The organism is [Actinomadura] parvosata subsp. kistnae, assembly GCF_900323885.1.
In the GTDB taxonomy this organism is placed as follows: domain Bacteria; phylum Actinomycetota; class Actinomycetes; order Streptosporangiales; family Streptosporangiaceae; genus Nonomuraea; species Nonomuraea composti.
The window spans coordinates 967,458-979,522 of sequence record NZ_OOHJ01000018.1 but is presented as its reverse complement, the minus strand read 5'-3'; the positions used below and the strand labels follow the sequence as shown (position 1 = coordinate 979,522).

At 72.2% G+C, this 12,065-nt stretch carries 14 protein-coding genes; 11 read left to right on the top strand and 3 right to left on the bottom strand.

Features of this window, described 5'->3' with window-relative positions; all coding sequences use genetic code 11:
* The first annotated feature begins 83 nt into the window (after positions 1-83).
* The 3 genes from KIS93_RS24590 (at position 84) to KIS93_RS24580 (ending at position 2,005) form a co-directional block, all read left to right on the top strand.
* Positions 84-971: a 2-hydroxy-3-oxopropionate reductase gene (locus KIS93_RS24590; RefSeq protein WP_080045446.1), complete on the top strand. Its 888-nt coding sequence runs from the start codon at positions 84-86 to the stop codon at positions 969-971.
* 71 nt (positions 972-1,042) lie between these two features.
* Positions 1,043-1,735, top strand: coding sequence for an HNH endonuclease family protein (locus KIS93_RS24585; protein ID WP_222107619.1), 693 nt, complete (start codon positions 1,043-1,045; stop codon positions 1,733-1,735).
* The gene (locus KIS93_RS24580; RefSeq protein ID WP_080045447.1) at positions 1,736-2,005 is read left to right on the top strand and encodes a hypothetical protein; all 270 of its coding nucleotides are present in this window, start codon (positions 1,736-1,738) and stop codon (positions 2,003-2,005) included.
* 511 nt (positions 2,006-2,516) lie between these two features.
* Here KIS93_RS24580 and KIS93_RS24575 read toward each other — a convergent pair.
* A complete protein-coding gene (locus KIS93_RS24575) occupies positions 2,517-2,996 on the bottom strand; it encodes an SbtR family transcriptional regulator (RefSeq protein ID WP_080045448.1) in 480 nt (159 codons plus the stop codon).
* Positions 2,997-3,137: 141 nt separating this feature from the next.
* Here KIS93_RS24575 and KIS93_RS24570 point away from each other — a divergent pair, with 141 nt between their 5' ends.
* Complete coding sequence (locus tag KIS93_RS24570; RefSeq protein ID WP_080045449.1) at positions 3,138-3,578, top strand: PaaI family thioesterase; 441 nt, start codon at positions 3,138-3,140, stop codon at positions 3,576-3,578.
* Positions 3,579-3,858: 280 nt separating this feature from the next.
* Positions 3,859-4,545: a rhodanese-like domain-containing protein gene (locus KIS93_RS24565; RefSeq protein ID WP_080045450.1), complete on the top strand. Its 687-nt coding sequence runs from the start codon at positions 3,859-3,861 to the stop codon at positions 4,543-4,545.
* Between the two features lie 533 nt (positions 4,546-5,078).
* Here the strand turns inward: KIS93_RS24565 and KIS93_RS24560 are convergent.
* Positions 5,079-5,363: a HesB/IscA family protein gene (locus KIS93_RS24560; protein ID WP_155129157.1), complete on the bottom strand. Its 285-nt coding sequence runs from the start codon at positions 5,361-5,363 to the stop codon at positions 5,079-5,081.
* 101 nt (positions 5,364-5,464) lie between these two features.
* Between KIS93_RS24560 and KIS93_RS24555 the strand changes: the two genes are divergently transcribed.
* On the top strand, positions 5,465-6,139 hold the full coding sequence (locus KIS93_RS24555) for a hypothetical protein (RefSeq protein WP_080045452.1): 675 nt from the start codon (positions 5,465-5,467) through the stop codon (positions 6,137-6,139).
* Positions 6,140-6,160: 21 nt separating this feature from the next.
* Positions 6,161-6,934, top strand: coding sequence for an enoyl-CoA hydratase/isomerase family protein (locus KIS93_RS24550; protein WP_080045453.1), 774 nt, complete (start codon positions 6,161-6,163; stop codon positions 6,932-6,934).
* Positions 6,935-7,079: 145 nt separating this feature from the next.
* Here the strand turns inward: KIS93_RS24550 and KIS93_RS24545 are convergent, their stop codons facing one another.
* Positions 7,080-7,907, bottom strand: a complete 828-nt coding sequence (locus KIS93_RS24545) for a hypothetical protein (RefSeq protein ID WP_155129160.1) — start codon at positions 7,905-7,907, stop codon at positions 7,080-7,082.
* Between the two features lie 155 nt (positions 7,908-8,062).
* Between KIS93_RS24545 and KIS93_RS24540 the strand changes: the two genes are divergently transcribed.
* From KIS93_RS24540 to KIS93_RS24525, 4 genes are read left to right on the top strand one after another with little or no spacing between them, the layout of a single operon-like run.
* Positions 8,063-8,434 (top strand): hypothetical protein, encoded by a 372-nt coding sequence (locus KIS93_RS24540; RefSeq protein WP_080045455.1) that lies wholly within the window; start codon positions 8,063-8,065, stop codon positions 8,432-8,434.
* Complete coding sequence (locus tag KIS93_RS24535; RefSeq protein WP_080045456.1) at positions 8,425-9,636, top strand: DUF6395 domain-containing protein; 1,212 nt, start codon at positions 8,425-8,427, stop codon at positions 9,634-9,636. Before KIS93_RS24540 ends, KIS93_RS24535 begins: the two co-directional genes overlap by 10 nt.
* On the top strand, positions 9,621-10,475 hold the full coding sequence (locus tag KIS93_RS24530) for a M55 family metallopeptidase (protein WP_230465818.1): 855 nt from the start codon (positions 9,621-9,623) through the stop codon (positions 10,473-10,475). The genes KIS93_RS24535 and KIS93_RS24530 overlap by 16 nt, the downstream gene beginning before the upstream one ends.
* Positions 10,468-12,027 (top strand): flavin monoamine oxidase family protein, encoded by a 1,560-nt coding sequence (locus KIS93_RS24525; RefSeq protein WP_080045457.1) that lies wholly within the window; start codon positions 10,468-10,470, stop codon positions 12,025-12,027. The genes KIS93_RS24530 and KIS93_RS24525 overlap by 8 nt, the downstream gene beginning before the upstream one ends.
* Positions 12,028-12,065: the final 38 nt, after the last annotated feature.

The following is a 12,065-nucleotide window of genomic DNA, read 5'->3' as shown; positions in this document are numbered from 1 at the left end:
ACCCGCGGCGCCGAGACCGTCCACGCCCCCGGGGCGGCGACCTTACCCGACACGACACCACACACACGGAAGGAACTTCGGACGTGACCGCCATCGCCTTCATCGGCCTCGGCATCATGGGCAGCCCCATGGCTGTCCACCTGGTCGAGGCCGGGCACGCCGTGGCCGGCTACAACCGCACCCCCGAGAAGGCCCGGCCGCTGGTGGCGGCCGGCGGGCGGGCGGCGGAGTCGATCGCCGACGCCGTGACCGGCGCCGAGGTCGTGGCGCTCATGGTGCCGGACTCGCCGGACGTCCAGGACGTACTGACCGGGCCGGACGGCGTCTTCGAGCACGCCGCACCCGGCACCCTGATCATCGACTTCTCCACGATCCGCCCGGACGTCACCCGCGACCTGGCCGCCGAGGCGGGCCGCCGGGGCCTGCGCTACCTCGACGCCCCCGTCTCGGGCGGCGAGGCGGGCGCGAGGAACGCGACCCTCTCGATCATGGTCGGCGGCGAGGCCGACGCGTTCGAGGCGGCCAGGCCGGTCTTCGACGCGGTCGGCAGGACCGTCGTGCACGTCGGGCCGAGCGGCTCCGGCCAGACGGTCAAGGCGGCCAACCAGCTCATCGTGGCGGCCAACATCGAGGCGGTGGCGGAGGCGGTGGTGTTCCTGCGGGCGTACGGGGTGGATCTGGAGGCGGCGCTGGACGTGCTCGGCGGCGGCCTGGCGGGCTCGGCCGTCCTCACCCAGAAGCGCGCCAACCTGACCGGGCACTCCTTCGAGCCCGGCTTCCGCCTCGCACTCCACCACAAAGACCTGGGCATCGTCACCTCGGCCGCCCGCGAGGCCGGGGTCGTGCTGCCGCTCGGCGCCCTGGTGGCCCAGCTCGTGGCGTCGGCGAACGCGGCCGGCGACGGCGCCCTCGACCACTCGGCCCTCCTGCGGGTCGTCGAACGCCTCTCAGGCACTACTCCGTCAAGCTAACCCCACCGCCGTCACTCTAAGTGACAGGTGACGCGTGTCTTCGATTACTCACCGTAACCGAACCTGTAGTCGTGGGCCATGTTCTCCATGCGATCATGGCCCGCCCGCACGGCGAGCGCCGCGACGGCGTCCCTCCTGGCCCTCACCCTGCCCCTTGGCCTGGCCCCGCGGCAGGCGCGAACGCCGCCTCTCCCACCGAACTCCCGCCCACCCTCTCCGCCCCCGCCGCCCACGCCCAGCTCCACCAGCTCGCCACCGCCGAGCCCCGCCCCATGACCGGCTACAGCCGCGCCCGCTTCCCCCACTGGGTCCAGCAGGGCCACTCCTGCGACACCCGCGAGACCGTCCTCGCCCGCGACGGCGAGGACGTCAAACAGGACGAGAACTGCCGCGCCATCAGCGGCACCTGGCACAGCGTGTACGACGGCAAGGACTTCACCAGCGCCTCCGACCTCGACATCGACCACATGGTGCCCCTCGCCCAGGCGTGGCGCTCGGGCGCCGACGAATGGACCGACGCCCAGCGCCGCCGATTCGCCAACGACCTAGAAGGCCCGCAACTCATCGCCGTCTCCGCCTCCTCCAACCGCTCCAAGGGCGACCAGTCACCCGACCAGTGGAAGCCGCCGCTGCGGTCGTACTGGTGCACGTACAGCCGCGCCTGGATCGACATCAAGTCCCGCTACGACCTCACCGTCACCGCCCCCGAACGCGACGCCCTCGAAGAAATGATCGCCACCTGCTACGGATCCACCGGCTCCTAAGTGACCCCCGAAACCTACGAGACCACCGTCCTCGCCGGCCCCGGCGGAGTGATGACCGAGGACGTCGGCATCATCACCGGCGAACTGACAGTCCGCACCGTCGTGGCCGGCGACCAGGTCTCGATACGGATCCAGTACCTGAACGCGGACGAGTGGTACGAGCTACAGGGCAGCCCTATGCCTCCACCCACGACCTCCGGCCCCTGTCTCCACCAGAAAATCGTCCAAGCAATCCGCCACGGCCTCCCCACCGGCCTCCCACCCACCTGACCCCGCCCTGCCCCGCCAACCCCACCGGCGAGCCGCACTGCCGGAGGCACCGACGGGGCCCTGGCGGGGCGCGTGGCGGTGGCGGCACGGCGGCGCCAGCACGCTGGTGGCGGCACGGCAGTGGCGCCACGTGCGTGTCCCGGCGCCGGGTCGGCGGGTCGTCGTGCGGCGCGGTCCGGCGCAACGCGGTCGGCGCCCAAGCTCACGACGCTGGCACGCATCGCCTACGCGCCCCTGGCCCCGGCAGCCGGGTGCCTGCGCACGGCGGCGCCAGCATGGCGCGGCGGTGGCGGCACGTGCGTGTCCCGGCGCCGGGTCGGTGGGTCGCTGTGGGGTGCGGCTCGGCGCAACGCGGTCGGCGCCCGAGCTTGTACGAGAAACGGCGCCCGTACCCAGCGAGAGACGGCACCCGTGCCCGTACCCGAGATGGCGCCCGAGCCCGTACCCCGAGACGCGCCGGTGCCCTACGCAAGATGGGCGCCCCAGCCCGTACCCGAAAGGATGCCCGTCCCTAACCGGAGATGCGCCGCACCAGTTCCTCCCCCGTCAGCGCCATCCCCGGCGGGGCAGGGGCGGGGTGGGTGCGTAGGCCGGAGAGGACCAGGCGGGCGGCCCGCTCCCGCAGTTCCTCGCCCACCCCCGCGGGCACCGTGGGCAGGCCGCGGACGACGAGCCCGACGATGCCTACCACGTCGCCCACGCCGACGTCCGGACGCAGCGCACCTTCGTCGTGCCCAGCCCGCACGACCTCTTCGAGCACCCCCAGCAGACGTTCACGAGCCGAGCGGGACACTCCCGCGCCCTCGACCGCCGCGAGCGGATCCAGCCCCTGCCCGGCGCACCCCGTCACGAACCGGCTGAGTGCGTCGAAAGCCCAGGTCTCTTCCGACTGGGCCTCCTCCGCCAGCGCGATCATGCGATTCGCCTGGTCGGCCAGTGCGGCCTCCTGGTCTGCTCCGGTCTGCGCGGTCAGATGGCCCGGCGCGCTCATGCGGTCAGCCGCCTTCCTCTGCTCGGATGCTCGGACATCGGCTTGCTCACAGCAGCCTAACCCGGGGTGTGCGAAGGCGGCTTCCCGCAGGTCAGGGCGGATGTCCGGGAACTGTCGGTGCCGTCGAGTTCAATGGCCCGCATGGAAACACCGACGCGCGAGGGCCCGTTCTGGGACGTGCTGGCGGGCCGGCTGCCGCCGCCTCCCGCCGCCGCCACGCTCGGCTGGGAGCTGCTGCACGTCGATCCAGGTCAGGGGACGATCGAGGTGGCGTTCAAGGCCGACGAGAGCTTCACGAACCCGGTGGGCGTGATCCAGGGCGGGTTCCTGGCGGCGATGCTCGACGACACGCTGGGGCCGGCGCTGGTCGCGACGCTGCCGCCCGGGCAGTTCGCGCCGACGCTCGACCTGCACGTGCAGTTTCTCCGCCCGGCGCGTCCCGGCCGGTTAGTGGGGCGGGGCAGGGTGGTGCGGCGGGGGCGTCAGGTGTGCTTCATGTCCGGCGAGCTGCTCGGCCCCGACGGCGAGCCGGTCGCCGTGGCGACCGCGACCGCCCACCTGCAGACGATCGATCGAGCCTGAGCGGGGCGGTGTGCCGGAGAGGGTCGGATATGCCGCCTGTGCCCATCCCGGCTTGACCTCGACGCCTCAGCCCATCCCGGCCTGAGCGGGCGGCGCGCCGGTGATGGCCCGATGCGCCGCCTGTGCCCGTCTCGGCCTGACCCGACGCCTGTGCCCGTCTCGGCCCGATCCGACGGTCGCCGCCGCGGGCATGGATCCGGTCCTTCGTGCAGGTACGGGGAGGCCATGACCTGAGCCTGGGCAGGGCAGCTCCTGACCTGCGTCTGGGTACGGGCAGGTCATGACGCACATCATCGACCGCGGGGCCGTGCACGACCTGCTGGCCACCCGGCAGGCGCAGCTCGTCGAGGTGCTGCCGGAGCGCGAGTACGAGTGGGCCCACCTCCCCGGAGCCGTCAACCTGCCGCTGGGCCGCCTCGACGGCGCGCTGCCGTTGGAGCGGGGGCGGCCGGTCATCGTGTACTGCCACGACTGGCTCTGCGACCTGAGCCCGCGGGCGGCGCACCGGCTCGAACGGCTGGGCTTCGGCGAGGTGTACGACTACGGGGTGGGCAAGATGGACTGGCTGTCCGCGGACCTGCCGTACGACGGCCATGCCGCCCTGGTGTCGAGAAACCTGCGCAGAGACCCGGTGACCGCCTCCCTCGACGATGCTCTGGACACGCTGACCGAGCGCGTCATCGCCGACCCGGCCGGGATGGCCGTCGTGGTGGACGGGGACGACGTCGTCCAGGGCGTCATCGGCTCCCGCGAGCTCAAGGGCGCCGACCTCGACGGCACGGCCGAGAGCGTCATGCGGGTCGGCGCCACCACCGTACGCCCGAGCGAGGAGGTCGGCCCGCTGGTCGAGCGCATGGACCGGGCGAAGGTCGACCATGTGGTGGTCGCCCAGGTGGACGGCACGCTGGTGGGCCTGTTCGGCCTCGGCGACACCCGCCCACCCGAGAACGACTCCGACCAGGGCTGACCCGCCCGATCCCAGGCTGCCTGCCCAAAGCCGCAGCCAAGGGTGCAGGCCGCAGTTCTCGACTCAGGTCCGATGGTGCTCACTCGACCGGAGCAAGATGGCCCAGGCCCGATGGTGCTCACCCCGCCGGAGCCGACGGCCGAGGTCCGAGGTCCGATGCTGCTCGCGGAGCCGGAGCCGGAGCCGGAGCCGGAGCCGGAGCCGGAGCCGGAGCCGGAGCCGGCGCCGGCGCTGGAGCCGGAGCTGGAGCCGGAGCCGGAGCCGACGGCCCACCCTCGGAGGTGCATAGCCCCAGGCTGGCAGCGGCCGAGACCGTGCTCAAGGACGGCGTTCGGCCTCAGGGCCGATCGCCGAGGCCGGCGCTTGTGATCGCATGCGGGGGCTCCCGGTGCGGCAGTCGAGGCCGAGCGTCCGGTGTCCGGTGTGCCCAGGTGGGGCGGGTTGTCCGCGTTCAGGTTCGGCGGTCGTGGCCGAGCGTCCGGCATCCTGGCGTGTGCCCGGCTGGGTGTCCAGGTAGGGCGGGTTGTCCGGGTTCACGTCACGCGGTCGAGGCGGAACGTCGGGTGGCCCGGGGTGCCGGGCTGGGCGTCCAGGGACTTGTCGTCGAGGATCGGCACCGCCTCCTCAGCCACGAACACGCGTACATCCTCCTTCTCCACCACCTGGTCACCGGCCTGCGGCGTGCTCGCGAGCGCGACCTCCAGCGTGCCCGCCTCGTCGGGCTTGGGGGAGATGCGCAGGCCCGCGTCGGCGGGTACGTCCTCCCCGACCATGAGGTCACGGATGGCCTCCACGGCGTTGTCGGTCAATGTCAGCACGACCTGCTCCTTCACTAGCGTGAGACCTTCGCCTCCCCCTCGTCCACGAGCCCAAACACCGCCCCGGCATGCCCGGCCGAGCTGCGGGTAGGCGCAGCGGCATGGCCAAGAACGGTGCAGGCGAAGAGGACGCGGCCGTGCTGGATGTGCTGCTCGACCGCTACGGACGTACGTATGCGGCGGAGGCCGGCATCAAGCTGGCCGACCAGCCGAAACCGCTCTACCAGCTGCTGGTCCTGGCCACCCTGCTCAGCGCGCGCATCTCGGCGGAGGTGGCGGTGGCGGCGGCGAAGGAGCTGTTCGCGGCGGGGTACGGCACGCCGAAGGGCATGCGTGAGGCGAGTTGGCAGGACCGGGTGGACGCGCTGGGCCGCGGCCACTACCGCCGCTACGACGAGCGCACCGCCACGATGCTCGGCGACGGCGCCGCCCTGGCGATGGACCGCTGGAAGGGCGACCTGCGCCGCCTGCGCGACGAGGCGGGGGGCGACGAGCGGCGGATCGCGGACCTGCTGATGGAGTTCCCCGGCATCGGGCCGACGGGGGCCGACATCTTCCTGCGCGAGGTGCAGGCCGTCTGGCCGCAGGTCGCGCCGCACCTCGACCGTAGGGTGCTGGACGGCGCCGCCAAGCTCGGGCTGCCCCGCCAGGCCGGCCCGCTCGCGGAGCTGGCGCACTCCGGCGCGGAGCTGGCCCGCCTGTCGGCCGCTCTGGTGCGGGTCTCGCGCAGCAAGAAGTCGGCGGACGCGGTCAGATCCGCGGCGGCGGGCCGGTGAGCACCTGTTAGGTTCGATCACATGGGTGAGTTTGTGAGCGTCGAGGTGGCCGACCAGATCGCCACGATCCGTCTCGACCGTCCGAAGATGAACGCCCTCAACGGCCAGGCCCAGCGGGAGCTGGCCGAGGCGGCCGGGCTCGTGGACGCCGACCCGCAGGTGCAGGCGGTCATCCTGTACGGCGGGCCGCGGGTGTTCGCCGCCGGCGTGGACATCAAGGAGATGGCCGACATGTCGTACGCCGACATGGCCGCTCACTCCGGCACCCTCCAAGCCTGCTTCACCGCCGTCGCGAAGATCGGCAAGCCGGTCATCGCCGCGGTCACCGGCTACGCCCTCGGCGGCGGCTGCGAGCTCGCGCTCTGCGCCGACTTCAGGGTCGCCGGAGAGTCGGCCAAGCTGGGGCAGCCGGAGATCCAGCTCGGCATCATCCCCGGCGCCGGCGGCACCCAGCGGCTGCCCCGCCTCGTCGGGCCGGCCCGGGCCAAGGACCTCATCTACACCGGACGGCACGTGGCCGCCGCCGAGGCGCTGGCCATCGGGCTGGTGGATCGGGTGGTGCCCGACGAGCAGGTCTACACCGCCGCCCTCGAATGGGCGGCCACCTTCGTGGGCGGGCCAGGGGTGGCGTTGCGGGCCGCCAAGCAGGCCGTGGACCGGGGGCTGGAGACGGACCTGGACACTGGGCTGGAGATCGAGCGGCTGCAGTTCTCCGGGTTGTTCGCCACGGAGGACGCCAAGATCGGGTTGCGGGCGTTCGCGGAGAAGTCCAAGCCCAAGTTCACCGGCCGATAGCCCTGGGCGCGCCGCCGCCACGCCCCTCACCCGCCGTACTCCGGTGCTGTCCTTTGAGGGAGGAGGAGTACGGCGGCCCGCCGCACTCCGACGCCCAAGGGCCGATGCGGTGGCGCTGCCGTGCCAGAGGCGGAGGGCGAGGTGGTTAGACGAAGAGTTCGTCGATGGTGAGGGCGGTGGCGGCGCGGTGGGCCCACTCGTCCAGTTGTTCCTGGTCGGCGCATGACGTGATGGCCGTCAGCGCGTCGTCCGTGATGGTGACGCCGCGCGCCCGCAGCACCGCCAGGACGGCCCGGGCCTTGCCTTCCGAGAGGCCGGCGAAGCGGCCCCTGGTGTAGTGCTCGCGGGCGAACGGGCTGTAGACCGGCCACGTGGTGGACGCCATGGTCTCCTCCAGGACGCGCCGGACGTCGGTGGACGCCAGGCGGTAGGCGTACTCGTAGTAGCGGGCCCCGTGGCTTTCCTCCGCTTTGGCCAGCGCGTCCAGGAACGTGCCGACGACGGCCTCGTCGTCCCCGTGGGACAGGACGGACAGGACGGCGAGTTCCAGGCATTCGGCGGCCTGCGCGGGGTCGGAGATGGGGGGCACCTGGTCGGGGCCGATGACGAGCGGGTGCAGGACGTACCCGGGCAGGCTGGTGACGACGGGCTGGGCCGCCCAGTCGCAGATGCCGGCGTCGGGGGCGAGGACGAGCACGAGCACGGGGCGCCTGAGCAGCAGCCAGAGGGCGGCGCTGCGGCGCGCCCAGCTCTGCCGGTCCTCCTCGGACACGGTGTGCTGCAGCTCCACGATGACGCCGTGCGCGGCCTGGCGCCAGGTGGCCGGCGCCAGGGTGGCGGGGCCGTGCGGGGCCACCTCGACGAGGGTGTCGGAGGGCAGATCGATGTCGAACACGTCGCAGAGCAGGTCGACGGCGAGGGAGGGCCGGTTCCGAAACAAGGCGTTCAACGCCTCATGCACGGAGGAGGGCATGTCGCGGAACGTTAGCAGCCATGTACGCGGCGTGCCCGCGCATTGGGCGAATCGGGCCTAACGAATCGGTCTGGAGTGCCCGGTGCAACGAGAAGTCAACGCATTCGGTCAGGGTCGTCCGTTCCGATGGGGGTTTGCCACTATGGTGGCGTTTCATGATGCGCGTCCCCGTCCCTGCCCGGCTCAGAAGGGCCGTGCGCACCTGGTTCGACTCCCGGTACATCTCCATCGCCGACCATCGTCAGGACATCCGGGACGCGCTCTGGGAGGTCCAGACCTTGAGGCGGGAGATGGCGACCTTGCAGAGCGAGGTCGAGCGGCTGCGTAACGCCCGCCCGGCGGCGGCGGCGCCCAAGCCGGATCCGGCGCTGAAGGCGAAGGCGGACGATGCCCACCGGCTCGCGCAGGAGACGGCCAAGGCCCTGGACGGCGTGCTGCAGAACGAGGTGCTGGTCTGGCAGGCCATCGACGAGCTCCGCGCGAAGCTCGACGAGCCGGGCAGGTCCGAGGAGCAGCCGTGCGCGTGACCTGGAGCGCCGGCGGGCACCTGACCTTCCGCCTGGACGCGGAGGACGAGATCACCGGCCGGGCCTCCGACGAGTACCCGATCAAGCTGGCCATCAACTCGTGCTCAATCGGCGGTGTCCCGGACGACGCGCACCCCGACCTGTTCGCCGTGGCCGCCTGGACGATCGTGGCGCCGTGGACGAGGCGGCGGATCACGTTCGACCGGGCCGTGTCGGCGGAGCTGGCGCAGGCGCTGCACGACGGCTGGGGCGTCGAGGCGGGCCCGGTGGGCGCGGAGCCGCGCCGGCCGGGCACGAGACTGGCGATCTCCTACAGCGGCGGCGCGGACTCGGTGGCGGCGGCCACGATCTTCTCTGAGGCGCCGTTCGTGCACTTCCGCCGGGTGGCGCACCCGCGCGTCCCGAACCGTTGGCCGCACTACCGCTCGGACGTCCTGGCCAAGCTGGCCGCGAAGACCGGCCGCGAGCTGAGCGTGGTCACCTCCGACCTGGAGTACACGCTGGCCGAGCCGCGCCCCGGCTACCCGGAGCACCACGCGGTGGCCGCCGGCGCGCTGCTGCTGGCCGACCGGCTCGACCTGGGCGGCCTGGGCTTCGGGTACGAGATGGGCTCCCGCTGGCTGGGCGGCGGGCGTTACCTGTGGCGGTTCACCCCCGACAACCCGATGTGGGCGCCGCACGGCCGGTGGGGCCGGCTGTTCGCAGCGGCGGGCGTGCACATCGTGCTGCCCGTGGGCGGCGTGAGCGAGGCGGTCACCATGCGCCTGGCGCTGAGCTCGCCGCTCAAGGAGCAGGTCCGCTGGTGCCTGCGCGGCACGGACGGCCCGTGCCGCAACTGCGGCAAGTGCCTGTACAAGGAGCTGATCCAGGCCGCCGTGGAGCGCCGCCCGCTGGACACGCCGATCACCGCCGACCGCTCCGTGGCCCGCAAGTACCTGCAGAAGCCGCCGTACGGGGGTCAGGAGATGATCCAGTACGGGCTGGCGCGCGTGCCGGGCATCGAGAACACGTTGTTCGCCCCGGCGCTCGACTACTTCGACGTCTCGGAGGAGTCGACGAGCTGGCTGGACCACTGCTACCCGCCGGCCCTGGAGGAGATCCCGGAGCGGTGGCGGGCGGAGGCGGCGGCGTTCGTCGAGGCGAACGTGGGGCTGATGACGGAGTCCGAGGTGCGCAAGGTCGAGTCGTGGGGGAGCGCGTGAAGGTCTATCTGTCGGTGGACATGGAGGGCGTGACGGGTCTGACGGACCCGGAGGAGATGCACGCGGGCAAGCGCGGGTACGAGCGCGGCTGCGAGCTGATGACGGCCGACGCGAACGCCGCGATCGAGGGCGCGTTCGCCGGCGGGGCGAGCGGGGTGCTGGTCAACGACGCCCACGGCTCGACGAAGAATCTCCGCATCGACCTGCTGGACCCCCGGGCGAGCCTGATCAGGGGCCCGGGCAAGGCGCAGCGGATGGCGCACGGGCTGGACGGCTCATTCCAGGCGGCGGGTTTCGTGGGCTACCACGCCCGCGCGGGCGTCCCGCACGGGGTGCTCAACCACACGTGGATGGGCAAGGAGATCCAGAACGTCTACCTGAACGGCGAGCTGTGCGGCGAGACGAGGCTGGTCGCGGCCTGCGCGGGGTTCCACGGGGTGCCGGTGGTGCTGGTGACCGGGGACGAGGCCGTGGGCGAGGAGGCCCGGGAACTGCTCGGCGACGTCGAGACGGTCGCGGTGAAGAAGGGGATCGACAAGTTCTCGGCCGAGCTGCTGCCGCCGGTCGTCGCCCAGTCCCGCACCCGTGAGGCCATGGCCCGCGCGTTGGGCCGGTTGAACGACTTCACGCCGTACGTCGTGGAGGCGCCGTACACGCTCGGGGTGGAGTGGAACTCCACCGCCATCGCCGCGGCCGTGTCGCTGATCCCGGGCGTGAAGGCGGCGGGCGCGCGGCACACGGAGTTCAGCACCGACGACTTCACCCAGATCATGGCCCTGTTCGGGCTGTTCGCGAGCATCGCGGGGCAGGTCGCCTGCGGCAGCGGCCCCTATGGGTGACGGGAAGGGCGCCGCGCTGACCCGGCGGGGGCTGCTCGTCGGGATCGGGGCGGCCGGGGGCGCGGGCGCCATGTACGCCGCCATGGGCGCGCTCGGCCTGGCCCCCACCGGGCAGGACAAGAAGTACACCCCGCCGCGCCAGGGCGACTTCACGCTGAGCGGCCGGGCCTCGGCCAAGGTGGTGATCCTGGGCGCGGGCGTGGCGGGGCTGACGGCCGCGTACGAGCTGGGCAAGGCCGGCTACGACTGCACGCTGCTCGAAGCCCGGCAGAAGGCCGGCGGCCGGAACCTGACGCTGCGCGGCGGCGACCGCCTGACGGAGCTGAACGGCCCGGCGCAGGACGTGCGGTTCGGCGCGGGCGTCTACTTCAACGCCGGCCCCGGCCGCATCGCGCAGTGGATGGTGACCCTCGACTACTGCCGCGAGCTGGGCATCCCCATCGAGACGTTCATCAACAACAACGCCTCGGCCTACGTTCATACGAACGGCCAGACGGTCAGAGCCCGCACGGCCAGAGCCGACATGTACGGATACGTCGCCGAGCTGCTGGCCAAGGCCACGAACGTCGGCGCCCTGGACAAAACCCTCACCAAGGACGACCGCGAACGCCTGCTGGAGTTCCTCAGACGCTTCGGCGACCTGGGCCCCAAGCTCGACTACGAGGGCACCGAACGCCGCGGCTTCACCAAGTTCCCCGCCCTCGACGGCGGGACCCCCATGCCCGCCCCCGGCACCCTCCACCAGGTCCTCGCCGCCGGCACCGGCCGCGCCATCACCAACGACTTCGGCTACGAGCAGGCCACCCCCATGTTCCAGCCCGTCGGCGGCATGGACGCCATCGTCACCAAGCTCCAGCAGGCCGTCGGCCAGGAGCGCATCAGGACGAACGCCAAGGTCACCAAGATCACGACTCTGGACGACGGCGTCGAGGTCGCCTACACCGGAGGCACGATCAAGGCCGACTACTGCATCGCCACCCTCCCGCCCCACCTCCTCGCCAAGATCCCGCACAACCTCGGCGCCCGCGTCACCGCCGCGCTCGCCACGCCCGTCCCGATCGCCGCCGGCAAGATCGGCCTGGAGTACGGCCGGCGCTGGTGGGAGATGGAGGACCGGATCTACGGCGGCGTCACCGAGACCGACCTCGACATCACCCACATCTGGTACCCCTCGCACGACTACCACGCCGAGCGCGGCCTGCTCGTCGGCTACTACAACACCGAGCGCGTCGCCGAGCTCTACGGCGCGCTCACCCCTGAGGACAGGAGGCGCAGGGCGCTCACCCAGGGCAAGAAGATCCACGGCGAGAAGTACCGCCAGAACCTGCTGTCCAGCGTCTCCATCGCCTGGGAACGCCAGGAGCACATCCAGGGCGGCTGGATGCGCTGGCCGTCCTTTGATTCGTCCTTCACTCTTCTGCAACGCCCCGCCGGAAGGGTCTACTTCGCGGGCGACTGGCTCACCCACCTGATCGCGTGGCAGGCGGGCGCCATGGAGTCCGCCCGTGGCGCCGTCACGCAACTGCACAGGAGAGTCCTGCAGTCTCCGTGACGCCGCCCGCTGCTCGCGGGAGCGCAAGTAGGCTCCTG

Bases quoted from the DNA above. Each gene is read 5' to 3' on its own strand.
- KIS93_RS24550 (WP_080045453.1), top strand. From the start codon at position 6,161: ATGGGTGAGTTTGTGAGCGTCGAGGTGGCCGACCAGATCGCCACGATC.
- KIS93_RS24565 (WP_080045450.1), top strand. From the start codon at position 3,859: ATGACGCACATCATCGACCGCGGGGCCGTGCACGACCTGCTGGCCACC.
- KIS93_RS24575 (WP_080045448.1), bottom strand. From the start codon at position 2,996: ATGAGCGCGCCGGGCCATCTGACCGCGCAGACCGGAGCAGACCAGGAG.
- KIS93_RS24545 (WP_155129160.1), bottom strand. From the start codon at position 7,907: ATGCCCTCCTCCGTGCATGAGGCGTTGAACGCCTTGTTTCGGAACCGG.
- KIS93_RS24570 (WP_080045449.1), top strand. From the start codon at position 3,138: ATGGAAACACCGACGCGCGAGGGCCCGTTCTGGGACGTGCTGGCGGGC.
- KIS93_RS24540 (WP_080045455.1), top strand. From the start codon at position 8,063: ATGATGCGCGTCCCCGTCCCTGCCCGGCTCAGAAGGGCCGTGCGCACC.
- KIS93_RS24555 (WP_080045452.1), top strand. From the start codon at position 5,465: ATGGCCAAGAACGGTGCAGGCGAAGAGGACGCGGCCGTGCTGGATGTG.
- KIS93_RS24525 (WP_080045457.1), top strand. From the start codon at position 10,468: ATGGGTGACGGGAAGGGCGCCGCGCTGACCCGGCGGGGGCTGCTCGTC.